19 protein-coding genes are annotated in these 23,270 nt (G+C 54.9%); 10 read left to right on the forward strand and 9 right to left on the reverse strand.

The window, feature by feature from the left end:
• Positions 1-56: 56 nt before the first annotated feature.
• From ppiD to clpX (ACA373_RS11350), 4 genes are all read right to left on the reverse strand, one after another.
• Positions 57-1,928 (reverse strand): peptidylprolyl isomerase, encoded by a 1,872-nt coding sequence (ppiD, locus tag ACA373_RS11335; RefSeq protein ID WP_253455046.1) that lies wholly within the window; start codon positions 1,926-1,928, stop codon positions 57-59.
• 200 nt (positions 1,929-2,128) lie between these two features.
• Positions 2,129-2,401, reverse strand: a complete 273-nt coding sequence (gene hupB / locus ACA373_RS11340) for a nucleoid-associated protein HU-beta (RefSeq protein ID WP_125288435.1) — start codon at positions 2,399-2,401, stop codon at positions 2,129-2,131.
• A gap of 211 nt (positions 2,402-2,612) precedes the next feature.
• Positions 2,613-4,967, reverse strand: coding sequence for an endopeptidase La (gene lon, locus ACA373_RS11345; protein WP_125288434.1), 2,355 nt, complete (start codon positions 4,965-4,967; stop codon positions 2,613-2,615).
• A gap of 187 nt (positions 4,968-5,154) precedes the next feature.
• Positions 5,155-6,432, reverse strand: a complete 1,278-nt coding sequence (gene clpX, locus ACA373_RS11350) for an ATP-dependent protease ATP-binding subunit ClpX (RefSeq protein WP_253455047.1) — start codon at positions 6,430-6,432, stop codon at positions 5,155-5,157.
• Between the two features lie 308 nt (positions 6,433-6,740).
• Here clpX (ACA373_RS11350) and ACA373_RS11355 point away from each other — a divergent pair, with 308 nt between their 5' ends.
• Positions 6,741-7,325: an ATP-dependent Clp protease proteolytic subunit gene (locus ACA373_RS11355; RefSeq protein ID WP_125288432.1), complete on the forward strand. Its 585-nt coding sequence runs from the start codon at positions 6,741-6,743 to the stop codon at positions 7,323-7,325.
• Positions 7,326-7,738: 413 nt separating this feature from the next.
• Positions 7,739-8,794: an acyltransferase gene (locus tag ACA373_RS11360; RefSeq protein ID WP_253455050.1), complete on the forward strand. Its 1,056-nt coding sequence runs from the start codon at positions 7,739-7,741 to the stop codon at positions 8,792-8,794.
• A gap of 123 nt (positions 8,795-8,917) precedes the next feature.
• On the opposite strand, the gene clpX (ACA373_RS11365) is transcribed toward ACA373_RS11360, so the two are convergent.
• The 4 genes from clpX (ACA373_RS11365) to bolA all read right to left on the reverse strand — a co-directional run bounded on the left by clpX (ACA373_RS11365) (position 8,918) and on the right by bolA (position 13,170).
• Complete coding sequence (clpX, locus tag ACA373_RS11365; protein ID WP_253455051.1) at positions 8,918-10,192, reverse strand: ATP-dependent protease ATP-binding subunit ClpX; 1,275 nt, start codon at positions 10,190-10,192, stop codon at positions 8,918-8,920.
• An 88-nt stretch (positions 10,193-10,280) separates the two neighbouring features.
• The gene (clpP, locus tag ACA373_RS11370) at positions 10,281-10,904 is read right to left on the reverse strand and encodes an ATP-dependent Clp endopeptidase proteolytic subunit ClpP (protein WP_125288429.1); all 624 of its coding nucleotides are present in this window, start codon (positions 10,902-10,904) and stop codon (positions 10,281-10,283) included.
• A gap of 326 nt (positions 10,905-11,230) precedes the next feature.
• Positions 11,231-12,535: a trigger factor gene (tig, locus tag ACA373_RS11375; RefSeq protein WP_369896323.1), complete on the reverse strand. Its 1,305-nt coding sequence runs from the start codon at positions 12,533-12,535 to the stop codon at positions 11,231-11,233.
• Between the two features lie 320 nt (positions 12,536-12,855).
• Positions 12,856-13,170: a transcriptional regulator BolA gene (bolA, locus tag ACA373_RS11380; RefSeq protein WP_253455054.1), complete on the reverse strand. Its 315-nt coding sequence runs from the start codon at positions 13,168-13,170 to the stop codon at positions 12,856-12,858.
• Between the two features lie 285 nt (positions 13,171-13,455).
• Between bolA and ACA373_RS11385 the strand changes: the two genes are divergently transcribed.
• The 8 genes from ACA373_RS11385 (at position 13,456) to ACA373_RS11420 (ending at position 22,588) form a co-directional block, all read left to right on the forward strand.
• Positions 13,456-14,034: a lipoprotein gene (locus tag ACA373_RS11385; RefSeq protein ID WP_253455055.1), complete on the forward strand. Its 579-nt coding sequence runs from the start codon at positions 13,456-13,458 to the stop codon at positions 14,032-14,034.
• A gap of 44 nt (positions 14,035-14,078) precedes the next feature.
• Positions 14,079-15,554 (forward strand): muropeptide MFS transporter AmpG, encoded by a 1,476-nt coding sequence (gene ampG / locus ACA373_RS11390; protein ID WP_370734514.1) that lies wholly within the window; start codon positions 14,079-14,081, stop codon positions 15,552-15,554.
• Between the two features lie 783 nt (positions 15,555-16,337).
• Positions 16,338-17,267, forward strand: coding sequence for a cytochrome o ubiquinol oxidase subunit II (gene cyoA, locus ACA373_RS11395; protein WP_125288424.1), 930 nt, complete (start codon positions 16,338-16,340; stop codon positions 17,265-17,267).
• Between the two features lie 4 nt (positions 17,268-17,271).
• Positions 17,272-19,263 carry a cytochrome o ubiquinol oxidase subunit I gene (cyoB, locus tag ACA373_RS11400; protein ID WP_253455059.1) on the forward strand — a complete coding sequence of 664 codons (1,992 nt, stop codon included), beginning with the start codon at positions 17,272-17,274 and terminating at the stop codon, positions 19,261-19,263.
• On the forward strand, positions 19,253-19,867 hold the full coding sequence (locus tag ACA373_RS11405; protein WP_370734515.1) for a cytochrome o ubiquinol oxidase subunit III: 615 nt from the start codon (positions 19,253-19,255) through the stop codon (positions 19,865-19,867). The genes cyoB and ACA373_RS11405 overlap by 11 nt, the downstream gene beginning before the upstream one ends.
• Positions 19,867-20,196 carry a cytochrome o ubiquinol oxidase subunit IV gene (locus ACA373_RS11410; protein ID WP_125288421.1) on the forward strand — a complete coding sequence of 110 codons (330 nt, stop codon included), beginning with the start codon at positions 19,867-19,869 and terminating at the stop codon, positions 20,194-20,196. Before ACA373_RS11405 ends, ACA373_RS11410 begins: the two co-directional genes overlap by 1 nt.
• Positions 20,197-20,209: 13 nt before the next feature.
• Complete coding sequence (gene cyoE / locus ACA373_RS11415; protein WP_125288628.1) at positions 20,210-21,097, forward strand: heme o synthase; 888 nt, start codon at positions 20,210-20,212, stop codon at positions 21,095-21,097.
• Positions 21,098-21,223: 126 nt separating this feature from the next.
• Positions 21,224-22,588, forward strand: a complete 1,365-nt coding sequence (locus ACA373_RS11420) for an MFS transporter (RefSeq protein ID WP_253455063.1) — start codon at positions 21,224-21,226, stop codon at positions 22,586-22,588.
• A gap of 175 nt (positions 22,589-22,763) precedes the next feature.
• Here the strand turns inward: ACA373_RS11420 and ACA373_RS11425 are convergent, their stop codons facing one another.
• A complete protein-coding gene (locus ACA373_RS11425; protein ID WP_301252322.1) occupies positions 22,764-23,255 on the reverse strand; it encodes a YajQ family cyclic di-GMP-binding protein in 492 nt (163 codons plus the stop codon).
• Between the last annotated feature and the right edge of the window lie 15 nt (positions 23,256-23,270).

A 23,270-nucleotide genomic window follows, 5' to 3' on the forward strand; every position in this document is an offset into this window, starting at 1 on the left:
AAAGGCCGCATAAGCGGCCTTTGGGTTTGCAATAATTTGCAGGATTTTTGCGAGGCTTATTGCGCCTGCGCGGCTGCGCCGTACTTTATCTTGCCTTCTTTGCGCAGGTTGCTCAGCAGCGCTTCGAAGGCGATCTGCGCATTGTTCTGCGTGATGCCCTGCACCATCGCTTTCTTCTGCGCTTCCGGCAGCGTGCCGCTGCGTACCTGATCCAGCGCCAGCAGCACAACGTTGCCCTGCCCGTCCTCGCTGATGCCGTACACAGGCTTGTCTTTGGTCGGCTGCGCCAGCGCGAAGGCGGACTGCGTTATCGCATCCTGACCGCTGCGCGTCAGCGTTTTCTGCTCGCTAAAGCTAAGATTAGCCGCCTTCATGGCATCCATACCCTTGCCCGCCTGCAGATCGGCCAGCAGTTTTTCCGCCTGGGCCTTCGCTTCCGCCTGCGCCTTCTGGTTTTTCAGCGTGGCTACGATTTCGGCACTGACCTCGGCCAGCGGCTTAACCGCTTCCGGCTTGTGGGCGGCGATACGCAGCACAAAAGCACGATCGCCATCAACCGTGATGATATCGGAGTTGCTGCCCGGCGCGCCGTTATCCCCCAGCAGACCACCGTTAAAGATCGCCTGCTCTACCGCTCTGAAATTCAGCTCGGCCGGTGGATTGTCGTGGCTGAACCAGTCCGTTTCCACCGCTTTTACGCCTGCCGCTTCTTCCGCGCTCGCCAGCGACTCGTTGTCGTTGCTGGCCGCGTCGCTCACTTTCTGCTGCAGCTTGTAATAAGCGTCGACGGCCGTTTCGTGTTTCACCTTAGCGGCGATGTCGTCGTGTACGGCCGCCAGCGGTTTGATCTGCTGCGGCTGAACGTCATCAAGACGAGCAACGATAAAGCCGACGGAGGATTTGATCACGCCCGACAGCTGACCTTTCTGCGTCAGGTTAGCGCTTTTCAGCTCGTCCGGCGTGGTATCCGGCTCCAGCCAGCCCATATCGCCGCCTTTACGGGCAGAGATAGGATCGATGGATTTCTCTTTCGCCAGCGCGGCAAAATCGCCACCTTTTTTCAGCGCGTCCAGAACCGCCTGCGCATCGGCTTCGGTTTTGGTTTGGATCACGCTGAAACGGCTGCGCTGCGGCTGGGTATAATCCTGCTGATGGCTGTCGTACCAGCTTTGAATATCGCTTTCGCTCGGTGCTTTCTGCAACGAGGCCGCATCCAGCTTGATATAGCTGACGCGGAACTGCTCCGGCGCCATAAAGCTGTTTTTATTCTGCTCGTAGTAGTTTTTGACTTCTTCGTCGCTGACGTTCTGCTTCGCTGCCAGCGCCGCGACGTTAATAGTCGCTTCACGCACCAGGCGCTCCTGAGAAACCAGCGCGGCCAGCGATTCAGTTTCGCCCGGCAGCATAAAGTCTGTGCGGGTCACCGCCGCAATCAGCTGCTGCGTGGTCAGCTGCTTGCGCAGCGCCTGAGCGTACTGATCGGCAGTGAGATTCATCTGGTTAATAATCGCCAGATAACGGGCGTTATCGAATTTGCCGTTAGTCTGGAAGGCCGGCTGGTTGAAAATAGCCTGCTTGATCTGATCGTCGCTAACCGCCAGCTGCAGATCTTTCGCATACTGATCCAGCAGCGCTTCATCTACCAGCTGAGAAAGCGCCTGCTGGCGGATCTGCTGAAGATAAGCGGGATTGCTGGCCAGCTGTGAGAACTGCTCGCCCAGCATTTCCTGCTGACGTGAACGTTCGTTGCTGAACGCTCTTTCCAACTGGGCGCGACTGATTTCCTGGCCATTGACCTTAGCTGCATAATCTCCATTGCCGCCGATCAGGTAGTTGCCCACCCCGGTCAGAACAAAAGAGAGGATGATCAGACCCAGTATAATTTTGAGCACGACATGGTTCGACGCCGCGCGTAAATTGTCCATCATGGTGTGACAACACTCCGCTGTATTATGAATGTAAACCCTTGCGCTTGCTTCCCACGTTCCCGGGGCGCTCCACGCCGCTGCGTATCAGGCTCTTGCGACCGTTGAAACAAAAAAGGCACATCATAGTGTGATGTGCCTCGTATGGTACATGAGAACGTCAGGACAGTCCTCATTCCACCGAAGAAATTGCTTGCCTGACGTTAATTAACCGCGTCTTTCAGCGCCTTACCGGCGCGGAATCCCGGGACTTTGCCCGCAGGAATAGTAATTTCTTTACCGGTTTGCGGGTTGCGTCCGGTACGCTCTGCGCGCTCACGCACGGAAAATGTGCCAAACCCTACCAGCGCCACTTCGTCGCCCGCTTTAAGAGAGTCGGTTACCGCTTCCATAAAAGCATCCAGCACGCGTCCCGCCGCTGCTTTAGAGATATCAGCGTTTGCAGCAATGTTGTCGATCAACTGTGACTTATTCACTCAATCATCCCCTCTTTATTATTTACTTCGCAAACGGGCTTCCCCCCGTTACGAGCACGCATCAATTATCGTTGTTTGTCGAGTCGTAAAAGCAGGGCCTGTTCAGACCTTCACCGGCTTAACAGCCCCCTAAATTAACGGCACAAAAAAAAGCTGGCAAGTACGAATTCGTCTGCCAGCTCTGGATTTAGGGTCTTTTTGTCTTATATCACTATTTCGCCGTGGCAACCTGCATGCCGTATGGGGCATTTTGCAGGGCCAGGGTCAGCACTTCTTCGATACGCTTAACCGGGTGGATATCCAGATCGGCAATCACGTTGTCCGGAATTTCTTCCAGATCGCGCTTGTTTTCATCCGGGATCAGCACGGTTTTGATGCCGCCGCGATGCGCTGCCAGCAGCTTCTCTTTCAGGCCGCCGATAGGCAGAACCTGGCCGCGAAGCGTGATCTCGCCGGTCATCGCCACGTCGGCGCGCACCGGGTTACCGGTCAGACAGGAAACCAGCGCCGTACACATAGCGATACCCGCACTTGGGCCATCTTTCGGCGTGGCGCCTTCCGGCACGTGCACGTGGATGTCGCGTTTTTCGTAGAAGTCGCCGTTAATGCCCAGCTTCTCTGCACGCGCGCGTACCACGGTCAGTGCCGCCTGGATGGACTCCTGCATCACCTCGCCCAGCGAGCCGGTATAGGTCAGCTTGCCTTTGCCCGGCACGCACGCGGTTTCGATGGTCAGCAGATCGCCGCCCACTTCCGTCCATGCCAGACCCGTAACCTGTCCTACGCGGTTTTCGCTGTCGGCGCGGCCATAGTCGAAACGCTGCACGCCCAGGAAATCCTTCAGGTTATCGGCATTGATTTCGATATGGGTAACGCTCTTATCCATCAGCAGCGTTTTCACTGCTTTACGGCACAGCTTAGACAGCTCACGCTCAAGGCTACGCACGCCCGCTTCACGGGTGTAATAACGAATGATACCCACGATGGCGCTGTCGTCTACGGTCAGCTCGCTCGCTTTCAGGGCGTTACGCTCAATCTGCTTCGGCAGCAGGTGCTGTTTGGCAATATTAAGCTTTTCGTCCTCGGTATAGCCCGACAGACGGATCACTTCCATACGGTCCAGCAGCGGTGCCGGAATGTTCATGGAGTTAGACGTCGCTACAAACATCACGTCGGAAAGGTCGTAATCGACTTCCAGATAGTGATCGTTAAAAGCGATGTTCTGCTCGGGATCCAATACCTCCAGCAGGGCCGATGCCGGGTCGCCGCGCATGTCCGAGGACATTTTGTCGATCTCATCCAGCAGGAACAGCGGGTTCTTCACGCCAACCTTTGCCATTTTCTGGATCAGCTTGCCCGGCATAGAACCAATATAGGTACGACGGTGCCCACGGATTTCCGCTTCGTCGCGCACGCCGCCCAGCGCCATACGGACATATTTACGGCCGGTCGCCTTAGCGATCGACTGGCCCAGCGAGGTTTTACCCACGCCCGGCGGTCCCACCAGGCACAGGATCGGCCCTTTGATTTTGCTGACGCGGCTCTGCACCGCTAAATATTCCAGGATACGGTCTTTCACGCGCTCCAGGCCAAAGTGATCGGTATCCAGCGTTTCCTGCGCCTTCACCAGATCTTTCTTCACCTTGCTGCGCGCGTTCCACGGCACCTGGACCATCCAGTCGATATAGCCGCGCACCACCGTTGCTTCCGCCGACATTGGCGACATCATCTTCAGCTTCTGCAGCTCGGCTTCGGTTTTATCGCGCGCCTCTTTTGGCATTTTCGCCGCGTCGATTTTGCGCTTCAGCGCTTCGTTTTCGTCCGGCGCGTCGTCCATTTCGCCCAGTTCTTTCTGAATCGCCTTCATCTGCTCATTCAGATAGTACTCGCGCTGGCTCTTTTCCATCTGCTTTTTCACGCGGTTACGAATGCGTTTTTCCACCTGCAGCAGATCGATTTCCGACTCCATCATCGCCATCAGATATTCCAGACGTTCATTGACGTCGGACATCTCCAGCACGGACTGTTTGTCGGCCAGCTTCAGCGGCATATGGGCCGCGACGGTATCCGCAAGACGCGCGGCGTCTTCAATGCTGTTCAGCGAGGTCAGCACTTCCGGCGGGATTTTCTTGTTCAGTTTGATATAGCCTTCAAACTGGTTAATCGCCGTGCGGACCAGCACTTCCTGCTCGCGTTCGTCAATTTCAGGCGAAACCAGATATTCCGCCTGAGCCGTAAAATGGTCACCGTTATCGGCGAGCGTAGTGATATGCGCGCGCTGCAGCCCTTCGACCAGCACTTTTACCGTGCCGTCAGGCAGCTTCAGCATCTGTAAAATTGACGCTACGGTCCCTACAGAGAAGAGATCGTTAATGCCAGGTTCATCCGTTGAAGCCTCTTTCTGTGCGACCAGCATGATCTTTTTGTCATGATCCATGGCGGCTTCAAGGCAGCGAATCGATTTTTCACGGCCTACAAACAACGGAATTACCATGTGCGGATAAACCACTACGTCACGCAACGGCAACACAGGGATTTCAATGCGTTCAGAACGCTCAGGATTCATAGAGCTCTCTCTTAGTTTAATTTCCGCCAGGGTGAGGGGAACCGCAATCGTCAGGCATGCAGTTTTACCCACAGGTAGTTGAGTATATGGGGATGAATGTAAGACATTCAACGTTATGTGCGAGAGAAAAGTAAATGGGGGAAAAATTTCCCCCATTTGCGCTAACCGGTTGGAAAGATGTGGTTATTTATTCGCCAGATGCCTGCTGCGCCTCGCCCTTGCCGTAAATCAGCATCGGATCCGATTCGCCCGCGATAACCGACTCGTCGATCACCACTTTTTCCACGTCGTCCATCGACGGCAGGTCGTACATCGTGTCCAGCAGCGCGCCCTCCACGATTGAGCGCAGCCCGCGCGCCCCGGTTTTGCGCGACATCGCCTTGCCCGCTATCGCCTTCAGCGCCTCTTCGCGGAACTCCAGCTCCACCCCTTCCAGGCTGAACAGCGCCTGATACTGCTTGGTCAGCGCGTTCTTCGGCTCGCACAGGATCTGGATCAGCGCTTCCTCGCTCAGCTCGGTCAGCGTCGCCACCACCGGCAGACGGCCGATAAACTCCGGGATCAGACCGAACTTAATCAGGTCCTCCGGCTCCACCTGCGCCAGCAGCTCGCCCTCCGTCGCCTTCTCCGCCTTGCCTTTTACCGTCGCGCCGAAGCCGATGCCCGAGCCGGTATCCACGCGCTGCGAGATCACCTTGTCCAGCCCGGCAAACGCGCCGCCGCAGATAAACAGGATTTTCGAGGTGTCCACCTGCAGAAACTCCTGCTGCGGATGCTTGCGCCCGCCCTGCGGCGGCACCGCGGCGACCGTGCCCTCAATCAGCTTCAGCAGCGCCTGCTGCACGCCCTCGCCCGACACGTCGCGCGTGATGGACGGGTTGTCCGACTTGCGGGAAATCTTGTCGATTTCATCGATGTAAACGATGCCGCGCTGCGCTTTCTGCACGTCGTAGTCGCACTTCTGCAGCAGCTTCTGGATGATGTTTTCCACGTCCTCGCCCACGTAGCCCGCTTCGGTCAGCGTGGTGGCGTCGGCCATGGTAAACGGCACGTCCAGCAGGCGCGCCAGCGTTTCCGCCAGCAGCGTCTTGCCGCTGCCGGTCGGGCCAATCAGCAGGATGTTGCTTTTGCCCAGCTCGATGCCGTTGCTGGTGTCGCCGTTGCGCAGGCGCTTGTAGTGGTTGTAGACCGCCACCGCCAGCACCTTCTTCGCCCGCTCCTGGCCGATAACGTAGTCGTCCAGATGCTCGCGGATTTCGTGCGGCGTCGGCAGCGAACTGCGCTCGCGGTGATGGGGCGCAACTTCTTTGATCTCTTCGCGAATAATGTCGTTACATAAATCGACGCATTCGTCGCAGATATAGACTGACGGGCCGGCAATCAGCTTGCGGACTTCATGCTGGCTTTTGCCGCAAAAAGAGCAGTACAGCAGCTTCCCTGAACCGTCTTTGCGCTTATCTGTCATCAGTTAACCTCATGGCTTATCAGCGGCCCTTACAGGCTGTGTTCATTAATGGACCAGATCCTAATATAGCGCATTTCAGGGGCGTTTTGGCAGCAAAACCGGGACGCGCTGCGCCTGTCAGCCGCCGTGATTTTTTATCAGTATCCGGTAAGGCAGCGGGCGCCAGGTGATGAAAAGTAACGGGAACAGCTAATAAGCCGCTGTTTTGGCAGGCAATCATTCAGCGCCGCCACAGTTGATTTAGCTGTTGAATGGATTATGCTAAACTCTTGTCACTTATACAGATCGTTTCCTATGGAGTCTAAATAATGTCTCAGGAGCCAAAGAAAGAGAGCCCGGAAGAGAAATCCTCTCTGGCGCTTAACAAGTTACTGCAAGCCCGATCTGTGATCATTTCTGGCGAAATCGATCAGACGCTGGCGGAGAAAGTTACCGCCCAGCTGCTGATCCTGCAGGAAATGGGCGATGAGCCGATCAAGCTGTTTATCAACAGTCAGGGCGGCCACGTCGAAGCTGGCGATACCATTCACGATATGATCAAGTTCGTGAAGCCGAAGGTACAGGTTATCGGCACCGGCTGGGTAGCCAGCGCGGGCATCACCATTTTCCTGGCGGCGGAGAAAGAAGATCGCTATACGCTGCCTAATACCCGCTTTATGATCCACCAGCCGCTGGGCGGCGTGCGCGGCAAGGTTTCCGATATCGAAATCGAAGCCAACGAGCTGCTGCGCGCGCGCGACCGTATCAACCGGCTGATCAGCAAAGCAACCGGCCAGCCGCTGGAAAAAGTGGAACAGGATACGGACAGCAACTACTGGATGGGTCCACAGCAGGCGATTGAATACGGCATCGCCAGCCATCTGATCACCCACTGGGACGAGCTGAAAGGTTAATCCCTTTTCCTTCCTTCTGAAGCCTCCTTAACCGGAGGCTGAGGTTGCTGACAAACTCCTGCCCTTTCATTAAGTCGCGTTCGGGCCGGAGAATAACACCAGAGGCAGATCGGAACACGGACACGCCGTAGATCCGTCCGTGGAGGCTCGGTTGGCACGTCCATGCGCCAAACGGTCCGTTTGTCCGCTCAGCCTCTGCTGCTACGAAGCTGATGTTTCGCTGTAAAAAACCATTTCGTACAGACCCTTTAATTTTCAGCAGCCTGAAGCCTCCTTAACCGGAGGCTTTTTTTATTCTGCCTCACTGCCAAATCATAAGTAAAACTAAGCATTATCCGAATCTCCCGCCCAGGAATATGTACCAGCCATAACTCCGTGTATATTCCTTGCCGTTTATGGTTAAGGAAAAGAAAATGATCCGTAAAGAAATCTACAATCTGCAGATTGTCAGGGGGCTGGCCGCGCTGTGCGTGGTGCTGGAGCATCTCTCACCCCGCGCCGTTGCTCACTTCTTCAGTGCAGGACAGGTTGGCGTATCGATGTTCTTCTTCCTGAGCGGCTATATTATGATGCACACCTTCAGAGAGGATCAGTCAGCGGGCGCCTTTATTAAAAACAGAATAAAAAGGATCTATCCCGCCTACCTCATCCTCTCCATTCCCCTTATCTTATATACGCTCCACAAGACCGGCTCATTAACTTATCTTCTGCATAATCTCTTTCTCATCCCCTGGACGGAGTGGGACAGAGAGGCGTTGCCCTATAACTGGTCGGAATCGATGGCGAATCCGGCGGCCTGGACGCTGGTCTACGAGTTCTATTTTTATCTGCTGCTTTGCGTAGGCAAAACGTTGCTGAATAAAAAAGCCTTTGTTTTCTCCTTTACCACCGTAGCGATGCTCGCCATTCTTATTGCGACCAACATGACCTGGGGTAATGACGGCTATCTGGGCTGGCACGGCGTTACGTTCAAATCCGTGGCGGGCAACCTTGCGCTGCTGTCGTTTATCGTCGGCATGTGCGGACGGCAGCTGGGTTTCCACCACGTGAAAAAAAATCCCGCCGTATTTTTGCTGATCCCTGTCGCTATGCTGCTGCTGTGGCTGATGGCCAGACAGGGCGTAACCAATCTGCAAATCCGCGATCTGCTGGGGTCATGCCTGCCTTCCTGGACCTTTGTGCTGCTGATGGCCAACATGGAGGATTTTAAAGGCTTTGCCTACGATAAACTTCACGCTATCGGCATGTACTCTTATTCGCTCTATCTTTTCCATGCCAACTTTTATACCGCGAAGTGGATTGTCTTTAATAATCTTGCCCGTGTCGGCCTGGACTCTTCCCCGATCAAGGTGGCGGTTCTGCTGCTGTTTATCGCGCTGTCGCTGTTTATTTCAAAACATCTCTACCATTTGATTGAAAGAGGCGGCGCGTGGAAGATGCTGCGGGGCCGTAGCGTCAGAGCAGGCTGAGGGCACGACAGGCAGCAGGCTCCACGTCTGGCTTTTCAGGCGGTCAATGGCTGAAAGATCGGGCCGATAAAAAAAAGAGAGCCGGAAGGCTCTCTTTTTCAGGGGGGCAGGTCGTACAGAGAACTATTCGCCGGACGCCTGCTGCGCCTCGCCCTTGCCGTAAATCAGCATCGGATCCGATTCGCCCGCGATAACCGACTCGTCGATCACCACTTTTTCCACGTCGTCCATCGACGGCAGGTCGTACATCGTGTCCAGCAGCGCGCCCTCCACGATTGAGCGCAGCCCGCGCGCCCCGGTTTTGCGCGACATCGCCTTGCCCGCTATCGCCTTCAGCGCCTCTTCGCGGAACTCCAGCTCCACCCCTTCCAGGCTGAACAGCGCCTGATACTGCTTGGTCAGCGCGTTCTTCGGCTCGCACAGGATCTGGATCAGCGCTTCCTCGCTCAGCTCGGTCAGCGTCGCCACCACCGGCAGACGACCGATAAACTCCGGGATCAGACCGAACTTAATCAGGTCCTCCGGCTCCACCTGCGCCAGCAGCTCGCCTTCCGTCGCCTTCTCCGCCTTGCCTTTTACCGTCGCGCCAAAGCCGATGCCCGAGCCGGTATCCACGCGCTGCGAGATAACCTTGTCCAGCCCGGCAAACGCGCCGCCGCAGATAAACAGGATTTTCGAGGTGTCCACCTGCAGAAACTCCTGCTGCGGATGCTTGCGCCCGCCCTGCGGCGGCACCGCGGCGACCGTGCCCTCAATCAGCTTCAGCAGCGCCTGCTGCACGCCCTCGCCCGACACGTCGCGCGTGATGGACGGGTTGTCCGACTTGCGGGAAATCTTGTCGATTTCATCGATGTAAACGATGCCGCGCTGCGCTTTCTGCACGTCGTAGTCGCACTTCTGCAGCAGCTTCTGGATGATGTTTTCCACGTCCTCGCCCACGTAGCCCGCTTCGGTCAGCGTGGTGGCGTCGGCCATGGTAAACGGCACGTCCAGCAGGCGCGCCAGCGTTTCCGCCAGCAGCGTCTTGCCGCTGCCGGTCGGGCCAATCAGCAGGATGTTGCTTTTGCCCAGCTCGATGCCGTTGCTGGTGTCGCCGTTGCGCAGGCGCTTGTAGTGGTTGTAGACCGCCACCGCCAGCACCTTCTTCGCCCGCTCCTGGCCGATAACGTAGTCGTCCAGATGCTCGCGGATTTCGTGCGGCGTCGGCAGCGAACTGCGCTCGCGGTGGGGCGCGACTTCTTTGATCTCTTCGCGAATGATGTCGTTACATAAATCGACGCATTCGTCGCAGACATACACTGACGGGCCGGCAATCAGCTTGCGGACTTCATGCTGGCTCTTGCCGCAAAAAGAGCAGTACAGCAGCTTCCCTGAACCGTCTTTGCGCTTATCTGTCATTAACTTGCCCCTCTTGTTTAACGCTGACGGCCCGGGCCGTCAGTCTGCCTTTATGACGGCAGCAATCTCTTTTACCAACCAGCGCCGCTTAACCGCGCTGGTTCAAAATGGCGTCGACCAGACCGTACTCCACCGACTCGCTGGCAGAAAGGAAACGATCGCGCTGGGTGTCGCGCTCGATGGTTTCGACGCTCTGACCGGTATGTTTGGCCATCAGCTCATTCATCATCTGCTTGGTTTTGATAATTTCACGCGCGTGAATATCGATATCCGACGCCTGACCCTGGAAGCCACCCAGCGGCTGGTGGATCATCACGCGGGAATGCGGCAGGCAGTAGCGTTTGCCTTTCGCGCCGGCGGTCAACAGGAAAGAACCCATTGAGCAGGCCTGGCCCATACAGATGGTGCTGACGTCAGGTTTGATAAATTGCATGGTGTCGTAAATAGACATGCCCGCGGTAATTACGCCACCAGGAGAGTTAATATAAAGGTGGATATCTTTTTCCGGGTTTTCTGCTTCCAGAAACAGCATCTGCGCGACGATCAGGTTCGCCATATGATCCTCGACCTGGCCGGTCAGGAAGATAATGCGCTCCTTCAGCAGGCGGGAAAAGATGTCGTAAGAACGCTCTCCGCGAGAAGTTTGTTCAACCACCATTGGCACTAAAGCCATATGAGGTGCTGTTTGTTCACGTTCGCCACTGTATGACATTACCGTCTCCTGGATTTTTCATTTGGCCACACTACCAATTCTACTTGAGAGCGTTCCGGAACACTATGTCCCCAACTTTATTCACCCGAAAGCTATCGGCGATCCTAAAGCCTTACCGTAACTTTACTATCTGGGGATACACCCCCGCTAATTCAAGCATAACAACGTTTTCAGGCGGCTGCTAACCAGGAAAAGTAGCATAGTCGATAATTTGCCGCTTTAATGAGCGAATAAGGCCCATAATGTCACGCCATCCGGCGGATAAAAGAAAAAAGCCCGCGGTCATGATGACCGCGGGCTTTAATTTATCCTGAAAAATCAGACGATCAGGCCGTTTGGGTCTGGTTCATCAGTTCCTGGAAGTTTGTCGCTTTTTCGGTCACTTTGGCTTTTTCCAGCACGGCTTCCACCGCCTGTTCTTCCAGCGCGACGTTGCGCATGTTGTTCATCAGCTCGTTATTTTTGCTGTAGAACTCGATCACTTCAGCCGGATCTTCGTAGGCAGACGCCATCTCTTCGATCAGGGTCTTCACGCGATCTTCATCCGCTTTCAGCTCGTGGCTGCGGATAACTTCGCCCAGCAGCAGACCAACCACCACGCGGCGCTTAGCCTGCTCTTCGAACAGTTCGCGAGGCAGCTCAAGAGCCTGCTTCTCGTTACCGCCGAAGCGCTGTGCAGCCTGACGCTTCAGCACGTCGATTTCGCTGTCGATCAGGGCAGCCGGCACCTCGATTTCGTTAGCGCTGACCAGGCCGTCGATAGCCTGAGTCTTCACACGGTTACGCACGGCGCCTTTCAGCTCGCGCTCCATGTTTTTACGCACTTCGGTACGCAGACCCGCTACGGAGCCATCTTCCACGCCGAAACGCTTGATGAACTCTTCGGTGAATTCCGGCAGCTCGCGCTCTTCAACTTTCTTCAGCACGATCTCGAACTTCGCCGCTTTCCCTTTCAGGTTTTCAGCGTGGTAGTCTTCCGGGAAGTTCACGTCGATAGTGAAGGTTTCGCCCGCTTTGTGGCCAACCACACCGTCTTCAAAGCCTGGGATCATACGACCCTGGCCCATCGCCAGTACGAAGTCGGACGCTTTGCCGCCTTCGAACTCTTCGCCGTCTACAGAGCCGGAGAAGTCGATGGTCACGCGATCTTCAGCTGCCGCTGCGCGATCGGTTTCTTTCCAGGTCGCCTGCTGCTTGCGCAGGGTATCCAGCATGGCATCGACGTCTTCGTCGGTCACGGAAACAACCGGTTTTTCAACTTCGATTGCTTCCAGGCCTTTCAGCTCGACTTCCGGATAGACTTCGAACTCTACGGAGAAAGTGAAGTCTTCGCCGGTTTTGTATTCGCCCGGCACGTAATTTGGCGCGCCAGCCGGATTGATTTTCTCTTTGATGATCGCATCAACAAAGTTGCGCTGCATCAGATCGCCCAGCACGTCCTGACGAACAGACGCGCCGTAACGCTGTGCAACCACGGTCATCGGCACTTTCCCTTTACGGAAACCGTCGATACGCACTTTTTTCGCTACGCTGACCAGCTCATTTTTCACCGCGTTTTCGATCACATCTTTAGCAACGGTAATCGTAACGCGACGGCCCAGGCCCTGAGTTGTTTCTACTGAAACTTGCATCTTATTACCTCAAAAAATCACGTGCTCGGTCAACTTCAGACTCGCTCTACCCGTCAGGGCAAAGTAAGACTAAGAACCGGGACGGCCTCTGATGTCAGAACCGCATTCCCTGTTGTCAGAAGCGTCCCGAAGACATTCGGAAAAACAGACGCAGCATTATAGCGGCAACGGCAAAGCGAGTCGAGGCTGCAACGCGCCGCCATTTTGTTAAGGTTCACGCTTTTTGCATCTGAAAGGAGTAAAAGAAAGGGTTAACGCGGTTTTTTCGACCAGAAACAACAAAGCGGCCCGCAGGCCGCTTCAGATTTTCAGAGATTGCCTCAGGCCAGCGTACCGGCACCGCGACAGTTGGGCGAAGCCGGAACCGTGTCCTGTAACCCTACCCACTCTTTTTCGGTATAGGTATGCAGCGCCAGCGCGTGAACGCTTCCCGCCAGCTCGTCGGCCAGCACGCCATAAATGGCGCGATGCCGCATCAGAAAGCGCTGGTTAAGAAAGCTGTCGCTGACGATAACTATCTTGAAGTGACTTTCCGCCCCTGCAGGCACATTGTGACGATAGCTTTCGTCATGAACCTCCAGGTGCACGGGTGTAAATGCCGTTCTCAACTTTTCTTCTATTTGTTCGCGGATCATAACCACACTCCTCTACGACCTGATGCGCCCCATCTTATTCAATATTAGCCGGATTTCGCCGCCTGCCGATCCGTTTACGGAAAAATATCCGCCGTTCAGGCGCGCTACTGTGCATTTTCCCGCTGGCGGCTGCAACTGTCCGCGCCCAGAAAGCGCGTCCGACCGCCCGGGTGAAAAGATAAGGTAATGAATTTGCGCGTCGCCGGGGCTTCCTCTTGCTACAGGCAATGTTATGATGACCTCGGTTTTGTCCGGACTACACCCCATAAAATCGAGAACATAAGCATGCTAAAAAAATTATTCTTCCCTCTGCTGGCGGTATTTATGCTGGCCGGCTGCGCCACCAACAGCACTACGCTGAACGTTTCGCCAGTCATCAAACTGCCGCAGCAGGATCCGAGCCTGATGGGCGTCACCGTCAGCATTAACGGTGCCGATCAGCGTAGCGATAAAGCGCTCGCCAAAGTGAACCGCGACGGCCAGCTGGTCACGCTGACCCCGTCCCGCGATCTGCGTTTCCTGCTTCAGGAAGTGCTGGAGAAACAAATGGGCGCGCGCGGCTATATGATCGGCCCGAACGGCGCGGTTGATTTGCAGATCGTGGTGAACAACCTTTATTCAGACGTTACCCAGGGCAACGTGCGCTACAGCATTACCACCAAGGCCGATATCTCTATTATTGCTACCGCAAAAAACGGCAACAAGCAGGTGAAAAACTACCGTCAGACCTACAGCGTCGAAGGCGCGTTTAACGCCACCAACGATAAGATCACCAACGCGGTCAACGCGACGCTGGGCGACGTCATCGACGATATGGCGCAGGACACCAGCATTCACGAGTTTATCAAGCAAAACGCCCGTTAATATAGCCTTGCCCGCCGCGCTGGCGGGCACTGTTTAAGGTTTGTATGCCCAGTCACTATCTGCAAATTTTCACCCGTCGTAACGCCGCCCTTCTGCTTCTGCTCGGTTTCTCCTCCGGTTTGCCGCTGGCGCTGACGTCCGGCACGTTACAGGCCTGGATGGCCGTAGAAAATGTCGATATTAAAACCATCGGCTTTTTTTCGCTGGTTGGGCAGGCGTACGTCTTTAAGTTTCTCTGGTCGCCGCTGATGGACCGCTATACGCCGCCGTTTTTAGGACGTCGGCGCGGCTGGCTGTTGGTGACCCAGCTGCTGCTGATCGTCGCTATTGCGCTGATGGGCTTTATGCAGCCGTCACGCGATCTGACGCTGCTCGCCTCGCTGGCGGTGCTGGTCGCCTTCTGTTCCGCCTCGCAGGATATTGTTTTTGACGCCTGGAAAACGGATATCCTGCCTGCCGAAGAGCGCGGCAGCGGCGCGGCAATCAGCGTGTTCGGCTACCGGCTGGCGATGCTGGTTTCCGGCGGGCTGGCGCTCTGGCTGGCCGACCGTTATCTGGGCTGGCAGGCCATCTGGTGGCTGATGGCCGCGATGATGGTGCCGGGCGTGATCGCCACGCTGCTGGCGAAGGAACCGGATGAGGCAATTGTTCAGCCGCGCTCGCTGGAAGAAGCGGTGATTGCGCCGCTGCGCGATTTTTTCACCCGTAATAACGCCTGGCTGATCCTGTCGCTGATTGTCCTTTATAAGCTTGGCGACGCCTTTGCCGCCAGCCTGACCACTATCTTCCTTATTCGCGGCGTGGGCTTTGACGCAGGCGACGTGGGGCTGGTGAACAAAACGCTTGGTCTGTTCGCCACGATTATCGGCGCGCTGTTCGGCGGCGTACTGATGCAGCGGCTGAGCCTTTATCGCGCGCTGATGCTGTTTGGCATCCTACAGGCGCTGTCAAACCTGGCTTACTGGCTGCTGTCGGTGACCGACAAACACCTTTACAGCATGGCGGCGGCCGTCTTTGCAGAGAATCTGTGCGGCGGTATGGGCACGGCGGCCTTTGTGGCGCTGCTGATGACGCTGTGCAACAAGTCGTTTTCCGCCACGCAGTTCGCGCTGCTTTCTGCCCTGTCCGCCGTCGGTCGCGTCTATGTCGGGCCGGTCGCGGGCTGGTTTGTGGCAGGCTGGGGCTGGCCCGCGTTTTACGCCTTTTCCGTCGCGGCGGCGCTGCCGGGGCTGGTGTTGCTGGCGGGCTGTAAGCGCACGCTGGACAGGGCAGAGAAAACGCGCGAGTTCGCTCCCCGCGATCGTTGGCCACAGGCCTACAGCTGGGCTATCCGTCTGCTGCTGTTGGGCTGCGCGCTGGCGGGGATTGCGCTGGCGCTGCTGGCACTGGATGCCCTGGGCGTGGCGCATATCGACCATTTACTCGCAACGCTGTTTGGCGGTGCGGCGCTGCTGGGGTTGGCGGGCGTGATGCTGGGTTCGCTGCTCGATTATCTGGCGCAGCGCAGCGCGCAGGACTAAGGTCATTTGCCGTCCGGCAATCGGACGGCGGTTCCCGTTGTCACCCGTCTGGCCGGGCCGGGCTTCACTCATTGATGTGCGTTTGCCATTGTCAACAACAATTGATAACCAGAGTGAATAGTGTGATAAACCTCACGTAACAAGCTCGCTCACCCGAGAAAGCGGATGCAGACCACCCCGGATTTAAGGCAAACTCAGTGCCGTCTGATTACATCGGGTTAGCATTGAAGAAGCCGGAATACATTAGCAGCGCTGTTCTGTGCACCCTTAACGGCTATTATTTATTGCCCATAGCAGAAAATAAGCTAACAGCAACGTAACAAACGCCCTTTTTTTTCGCTGTAAATAGCGGCAGTGGTGTAGGTAATTTAATCATTTTTTAACAATTCCACCGCTGCGCTTATTTTGCCTCGTCCGTTATTTCCTAAAGATTCTCGTCTTTACATTTACAATAAAACGAGAAAACACAACCGCTACGAAACTATTTTTGTTTATTTGACATAGATCAAATGCTACAGCTATGTTAAATAATTGAGTACCAATTTCGCTGTTTATAGCGACCCTGATTTCTGAAGGGGATTTTCCATCTGTTTTTGTTATATCACCCCCAAAGCCCTGCTATTATTCATATTTTGTCACCCTCCGAAACATGTGTGACAGTGTTTGCAAAAGGTGTCAACACCTCGCTGACACAAGCTGTTGCTGGTTTACAGTACTGAAACGTTCCCGTAAAATGCCGCCACACTTAAACGACAATAGAGCCCTTGTCATTGAGGTCGTTAAATGAGACTCAGGAAATACAATAAAAGTTTGGGGATTCTGTCATTAATCGCAGGCACTGTATTGTTAAGTGGCTGTGATAGTGCATTGTTGAGTCCCAAAGGACAGGTTGCAATGGAGCAACGTTCGCTGATACTGACAGCCTTCGGCTTGATGATGATCGTCGTTATTCCCGCAGTCCTGATGGCCGTGGTGTTCGCCTGGAAATATCGGGCATCGAATACCGAAGCAAAATACAGTCCAAACTGGTCACACTCGAATAAAGTGGAAGCCGTGGTATGGACTGTGCCCATCCTTATCATTCTCTTCCTTGGCGTCCTGACGTGGAAATCAACCCACGCGCTGGAACCAAGCAAACCGTTGGCTTCCAATGTGAAACCCATTGAGATTGATGTGGTGGCGCTGGACTGGAAATGGCTGTTTATCTACCCTGAACAGGGTATTGCAACCGTTAACCAGATTGCTTTCCCGGCCAACACGCCAGTGACCTTTAAGATCACTTCGAACTCCGTGATGAACTCCTTCTTCATTCCTACCCTCGGTAGCCAGATTTACGCTATGGCGGGTATGCAGACTCAGCTGAACCTGATCGCGAATGAGGCCGGCACGTTTGACGGTATCTCCTCTAACTTCAGCGGTCGCGGCTTCTCCGGCATGAAGTTCAAAGCTATCGCCACACCTGATAATGCAGCATTCGATCAGTGGGTAGCGAAAGCGAAAGAGTCTTCTAACCAGCTGATGACCATGGATGATTTCGAGAAACTGGCTGCGCCAAGCGAAAACCATCCGGTGGAGTTCTTCTCTACGGCGAATCCTGATTTGTTCAAGCAGGTTATTGGCAAATTCAAGATGAACCACGGGAATATGGCTATGTCCTCTGAGCATGAAGGCATGGACATGAACGACGCCTCTCACGCGGGAGCCGAGGAATAATACGATGTTGGGAAAATTAACCCTTGATGCTGTTCCGTACCATGAGCCGATTATCATGGTTACGGTTGCCGCCATCATTCTTGGTGGTCTGGCTGTTGCTGGAGCAATCACTTACTTCGGTAAGTGGCAATACCTGTGGACTGAATGGCTGACGTCAGTCGACCATAAAAAACTGGGTATCATGTATATCATCGTGGCTTTCGTCATGTTGCTGCGCGGCTTTGCCGATGCGGTCATGATGCGTAGCCAGCAGGTGATGGCCTCGATGGGCGATCCAGGCTTCCTGCCGCCTCATCACTACGACCAGATCTTCACCGCTCACGGCGTGATCATGATCTTCTTCGTAGCAATGCCGTTCGTTATCGGTCTGATGAACATTGCTGTTCCTTTGCAGATCGGCGCGCGCGACGTGGCCTTCCCGTTCCTGAACAACCTGAGCTTCTGGTTCACGGCTGTGGGCGTGGTGCTGGTTAACCTGTCACTGGGTGTGGGCGAGTTTGCTCAGACCGGCTGGCTGGCTTATCCACCGCTTTCCGGCGCGGAATACAGTCCGGGGGTCGGGGTCGACTACTGGATCTGGAGTCTGCAGCTCTCCGGTATCGGGACGACATTAACAGGTATTAACTTCTTCGTTACTATCCTGAGAATGCGCGCTCCGGGCATGACCATGTTCAAAATGCCTGTGTTTACCTGGGCATCCCTGTGTACTAACGTACTGATCATCGTCTCCTTCCCGGTTCTGACCGTGACGCTGGCGCTGCTGACCCTTGACCGTTATCTGGGCTTCCATTTCTTTACCAACGAAATGGGCGGCAACATGATGATGTACGTCAACCTGATTTGGGTCTGGGGACATCCGGAAGTTTATATCCTGGTTCTGCCTGTCTTCGGCGTGTTCTCCGAAGTGGTTGCAACCTTCTCGAAAAAACGCCTGTTTGGTTACACCTCGCTGGTTTGGGCAACGGTTGTTATCACCGTCCTTTCCTTCATCGTGTGGCTGCACCACTTCTTTACGATGGGTGCCGGTGCGAACGTTAACGCCTTCTTCGGTATCATGACGATGATTATCGCCATCCCGACCGGTGTTAAGATCTTCAACTGGCTGTTCACCATGTACCAGGGCCGCATTCAGATGCACTCTGCCATGCTGTGGACCGTAGGCTTCCTGGTCACCTTCTCTGTTGGTGGTATGACCGGTGTTCTGCTGGCGGTGCCGGGTGCTGACTTCGTTCTGCACAACAGTCTGTTCCTGATTGCCCACTTCCATAACGTTATTATCGGTGGTGTGGTATTCGGTTGCTTTGCTGGCGTGACTTACTGGTTCCCGAAAGCGTTCGGCTTCTGCCTGAACGAAAAATGGGGTATCCGCGCCTTCTGGTTCTGGATCATTGGTTTCTTTGTTGCCTTTATGCCGCTGTACGCGCTGGGCTTCATGGGTATGACCCGTCGTCTGAGCCAGAATATCGATCCTCAGTTCCACACTCTGCTGGTGGTTGCGGCAGTCGGTGCTGCGCTGATCGCTTGTGGCGTCCTGTGCCAGCTTACCCAGTTCTGGGTATCTGTACGTGACCGCGAGCAGCTGCGCGACCTGACCGGTGACCCGTGGGGCGGTCGTACGCTGGAGTGGGCAACCTCTTCACCACCACCGTTCTACAACTTTGCTGAAGTGCCTGTTATCCACGAGCGCGATGCGTTCTGGGAAATGAAAGAGAAAGGCGAAGCGTACAAACGTCCTGCTAAGTATGAAGAGATCCACATGCCGAAAAACAGCGGCGCGGGTCTGGTCATCGGTCTGTTCAGCATGGTGTTTGGTTTTGCCGCTATCTGGCACATCTGGTGGCTGGCTGGTCTCACCTTCCTCGGCATGATCCTTACCTGGATTATCAAGAGCTTCGACGATGACGTGGATTACTACGTTCCCGTTGCCGAGATCGAAAAAATCGAGAATCAGCACTTTGACGAAATTAGCAAAGCAGGTCTGAAAAATGTCAACTGAAACTCTGACTAAGCACCACGAAGCCCATGCGGAGCATGGGCATCACGATGCAGGAGCCAATAAGCTGTTTGGCTTCTGGATCTACCTGATGAGCGACTGCATCATCTTCGCCACGCTGTTCGCGACCTATGCTGTTATGGTCAACAACACCGCTGGCGGCCCGTCAGGGAAAGATATTTTTGAATTACCGTTTGTTCTGGTTGAAACCGCCCTGCTGCTGTTCAGCTCCATTACCTACGGCTTTGCCGTTATCAGCATGGAAAAAGGGACTAAGTCTGCCGTTCTCGGCTGGCTGGGCCTGACCTTCCTGTTTGGTCTTGGCTTTATCGGGATGGAAATCTATGAGTTCCATCACCTGATTACCGAAGGCTTTGGTCCGCAGCGCAGCGGCTTCCTGTCGGCGTTCTTCACGCTGGTAGGTACGCACGGTCTGCACGTGACGTCAGGTCTGATCTGGATGCTGGTGCTGATGTATCAGGTTGCCACTAAGGGCCTGACCTCCACCAACCACACCCGCGTGATGTGCCTGAGCATGTTCTGGCACTTCCTGGACGTTGTCTGGATCTGCGTATTTACCATTGTTTATCTGCTGGGGGCCATGTAATGAGCAAGACATTAAGCGATCATGGTACCTCTCACGGTAACGTGAAGACTTATATGATCGGCTTTATTCTGTCGATCATCCTGACTGCGATTCCATTCTGGATCGTCATGGAAGGCGGCGCGTCTAAAACGACGATGCTGGCCGTGGTGGTGATTGCAGCCGTGGTACAGGTGCTGGTGCATCTTTATTACTTCCTGCACCTCAGCACGTCTACCGATCAGCGTTGGAATCTGGTGGCGATAGTGTTTTCCGCCGTCATCATTCTGATTGTCGTAGTGGGCTCTATATGGATTATGTGGAACCTCAATTACAACATGATGGTCCGTTAAAGAGTCGCCTGTGATGATTAAGCAATACCTGCAAGTAACGAAACCAGGAATTATTTTCGGGAATTTAATTTCTGTCATCGGGGGATTTCTGCTGGCTTCTAAAGGCAGCATTGACTATTCCCTGTTTCTCACCACCTTAGTCGGCGTCTCGCTGGTGGTCGCATCGGGTTGTGTTTATAACAACTTTATTGACCGCGACATCGACGTAAAAATGGAGAGAACCAGAAACCGTGTGCTGGTAAAAGGCCTCATTTCTCCGACAGTCTCTCTGGTTTATGCAACCGTTCTGGGTATTGCTGGATTCGCGTTGCTGTATCTCGGAGCAAACCCGCTGGCCATGTGGCTGGCGGTGATGGGCTTTGTGGTTTACGTCGGTATTTACAGCCTCTATATGAAGCGTAAATCCGTCTACGGCACGCTGATTGGTAGCCTTTCCGGCGCTGCGCCGCCGGTTATCGGCTACTGTGCCGTCAGCAACCAGTTCGACGCTGGCGCGCTGATCCTGCTGGCTATCTTTAGCCTGTGGCAGATGCCGCATTCCTATGCGATTGCTATCTTCCGCTTTAAAGATTACCAGGCAGCGAATATCCCGGTTCTGCCGGTGGTAAAAGGCATCTCCGTGGCGAAAAACCATATCACGCTGTATATCCTGGCGTTTATGGTTGCGACACTGATGCTGACGCTGGTGGGCTACGCGGGCTACAAATATCTGGTGGTCGCCGCCGCCGTGAGCGTATGGTGGCTGGGAATGGCGCTTTCGGGCTATAAGACGCAGAACGATCGCGTCTGGGCACGCAAGCTGTTCGTTTTCTCCATCGTCGCCATCACCGCGCTAAGCGTGATGATGTCGGTTGACTTTATGACGCCGGCCTCAAAGGATTTACTGACTTACGTCTGGTAACTTCCACCTCCTCCGAAGGGCGCGATTATCGCGCCCTTTCTTTTTGTTACCACTTCTCGTTAATAATAATTTTACCCACCTTTCCCAACGCCTTAAAATATGCTCACCAGATAAACTGAGGTAGTAATGAACGATAATAAAATGACTCCGGTCGAACTGCGTGCGACATGGGGTTTGGGAACGGTATTCTCCCTGCGTATGCTGGGCATGTTTATGGTTCTGCCCGTCCTGACCACTTACGGCATGGCATTACAGGGAGCCAGCGAAGCGCTGATAGGTCTTGCTATCGGTATCTACGGTTTGGCACAGGCCGTGTTTCAAATTCCTTTTGGTCTGCTTTCCGACCGTATCGGCCGCAAGCCGCTGATTGTCGGCGGACTACTGATTTTCGTGCTCGGCAGCGTGATTGCTGCCAGCACCAACTCTATTTGGGGTGTGATCCTGGGCCGCGCTTTACAGGGTTCCGGCGCGATTGCGGCGGCGGTAATGGCTCTGCTTTCCGACCTGACGCGCGAGCAGAACCGCACCAAAGCAATGGCCTTTATCGGTATCAGCTTCGGCGTTACCTTTGCGATTGCGATGGTGCTTGGGCCGATTGTGACCCATGCGCTTGGTCTGCATGCGCTGTTCTGGATGATTGCGCTGCTGGCGTCCAGCGGCATTGTGATCACGCTGCTGGTGGTGCCTTCTGCCTCTAACCATATGCTTAACCGCGAATCCGGCATTGTTAAGGGCAGCTTCCGCGCGGTGCTGGCCAACAGCCGCCTGGTCAAGCTGAACTTCGGCATTATGTGCCTGCATATTCTGCTGATGTCCAGCTTCGTGGCGCTGCCCGGCGAGTTCGAGCAGGCTGGCTTCCCGGCGGAGCAGCACTGGAAAGTCTATCTGGTCACCATGCTGATCGCTTTCTGCGGCGTGATCCCGTTTATTATCTATGCGGAAGTGAAGCGCCAGATGAAGCGGGTATTTATCGCCTGCGTGGCGATTATCCTGATCGCAGAAATCGTGCTCTGGGGCGCGGGCAACCACTTCTGGACGCAGGTCTTAGGCGTGCAGCTGTTCTTTATCGGCTTTAACCTGATGGAGGCGATTTTGCCTTCGCTGGTCAGTAAAGAATCGCCACCGGGCTATAAGGGCACCGCGATGGGCGTCTACTCCACCAGCCAGTTTATTGGCGTGGCGATCGGCGGTAGCCTGGGCGGCTGGCTGTATGGCCACTTCGATGCCTCCACCGTCTTTGTGGTCGGCGCTTTTATCGCCGTAGTCTGGCTGCTGGTGAGCTGCACCATGCAGGAGCCGCCGTACGTCAGCAGCCTGCGTATCGTGCTGCACGATGATATTACCGACACCGCCGCGCTGGAAAAACGCCTGAGGGCGCAGCCTGGCGTCGCCGCCGTCTTTATCGTGCCGGAAGAGCGAAGCGCCTACGTGAAGATTGACAGCAAAGTCACCAATCGCCCCGAGCTGGAAGCGCTGGTCGGCAGCTGCTGATTATCTGTTAATGGGGCCTGTCGCCCCATTATTTCCGGCCTCGCTCCCCGCCCTCCCCTCTTTGTCGCGCTGCGTAATGCCGTGATAACGCCTTTACGATGACAAAGTCTGGCGGAAGCGGTGGAATTCAGGCGGGGAAAACTGAATAAAAGGGCGATGCATCGCCCTTTTATTATTAATCGCGGAAGTTTTTAAACTGGAAAGGCTGCCCCAGGTCGCCGCCGCGCACCAGCGCCATCGCGCCCTGAAGATCGTCACGGGACTTACCGGTCACGCGCACTTCTTCACCCTGCACCTGAGACTGCACTTTCAGCTTGCTGTCTTTGATCAGCTTGACGATTTTTTTCGCCACGTCAGACGGGATGCCTTTTTTCAGTTTGACTTCCACGCTCCAGCTTTTGCCGCTGTGCTCAATCTCTTCCGGCACTTCCAGCGCGCCGCCTTCAATGCTGCGCTTGAGCAGTTTCTCGCGCAGAATATCGATCAGCTGCTTCACCTGAAAATCAGACTCGCTCAGCACCTTGATCGTTTCGTTTTTCTCGTTCAGCTCATAACTGGCCGTCACGTTGCGAAAATCGAAACGGGTGGAAATTTCACGGTTGGCGTTTTCAACGGCGTTGCGCACTTCCTGCAGGTCGATTTCAGATACGATATCGAATGATGGCATGATTTTTTCTCCTGA

It is taken from the genome of Erwinia sp. STN24 (assembly GCF_041320675.1).
Taxonomy (GTDB): Bacteria; Pseudomonadota; Gammaproteobacteria; order Enterobacterales; family Enterobacteriaceae; genus Erwinia; species Erwinia aeris.

What these genes read in the sequence shown, in the direction of transcription:
- ACA373_RS11385 (WP_253455055.1), top strand. Translation starts at nt 13,456, where the DNA reads ATGCTAAAAAAATTATTCTTCCCTCTGCTGGCGGTATTTATGCTGGCC.
- tig (WP_369896323.1), bottom strand. Translation starts at nt 12,535, where the DNA reads ATGCAAGTTTCAGTAGAAACAACTCAGGGCCTGGGCCGTCGCGTTACG.
- ACA373_RS11420 (WP_253455063.1), top strand. Translation starts at nt 21,224, where the DNA reads ATGAACGATAATAAAATGACTCCGGTCGAACTGCGTGCGACATGGGGT.
- ACA373_RS11410 (WP_125288421.1), top strand. Translation starts at nt 19,867, where the DNA reads ATGAGCAAGACATTAAGCGATCATGGTACCTCTCACGGTAACGTGAAG.
- ACA373_RS11360 (WP_253455050.1), top strand. Translation starts at nt 7,739, where the DNA reads ATGATCCGTAAAGAAATCTACAATCTGCAGATTGTCAGGGGGCTGGCC.
- clpX (WP_253455047.1), bottom strand. Translation starts at nt 6,432, where the DNA reads ATGACAGATAAGCGCAAAGACGGTTCAGGGAAGCTGCTGTACTGCTCT.
- bolA (WP_253455054.1), bottom strand. Translation starts at nt 13,170, where the DNA reads ATGATCCGCGAACAAATAGAAGAAAAGTTGAGAACGGCATTTACACCC.
- lon (WP_125288434.1), bottom strand. Translation starts at nt 4,967, where the DNA reads ATGAATCCTGAGCGTTCTGAACGCATTGAAATCCCTGTGTTGCCGTTG.
- ACA373_RS11355 (WP_125288432.1), top strand. Translation starts at nt 6,741, where the DNA reads ATGTCTCAGGAGCCAAAGAAAGAGAGCCCGGAAGAGAAATCCTCTCTG.
- ppiD (WP_253455046.1), bottom strand. Translation starts at nt 1,928, where the DNA reads ATGATGGACAATTTACGCGCGGCGTCGAACCATGTCGTGCTCAAAATT.
- ampG (WP_370734514.1), top strand. Translation starts at nt 14,079, where the DNA reads ATGCCCAGTCACTATCTGCAAATTTTCACCCGTCGTAACGCCGCCCTT.
- cyoB (WP_253455059.1), top strand. Translation starts at nt 17,272, where the DNA reads ATGTTGGGAAAATTAACCCTTGATGCTGTTCCGTACCATGAGCCGATT.
- cyoA (WP_125288424.1), top strand. Translation starts at nt 16,338, where the DNA reads ATGAGACTCAGGAAATACAATAAAAGTTTGGGGATTCTGTCATTAATC.
- ACA373_RS11425 (WP_301252322.1), bottom strand. Translation starts at nt 23,255, where the DNA reads ATGCCATCATTCGATATCGTATCTGAAATCGACCTGCAGGAAGTGCGC.
- cyoE (WP_125288628.1), top strand. Translation starts at nt 20,210, where the DNA reads ATGATTAAGCAATACCTGCAAGTAACGAAACCAGGAATTATTTTCGGG.
- clpX (WP_253455051.1), bottom strand. Translation starts at nt 10,192, where the DNA reads ATGACAGATAAGCGCAAAGACGGTTCAGGGAAGCTGCTGTACTGCTCT.
- ACA373_RS11405 (WP_370734515.1), top strand. Translation starts at nt 19,253, where the DNA reads ATGTCAACTGAAACTCTGACTAAGCACCACGAAGCCCATGCGGAGCAT.
- clpP (WP_125288429.1), bottom strand. Translation starts at nt 10,904, where the DNA reads ATGTCATACAGTGGCGAACGTGAACAAACAGCACCTCATATGGCTTTA.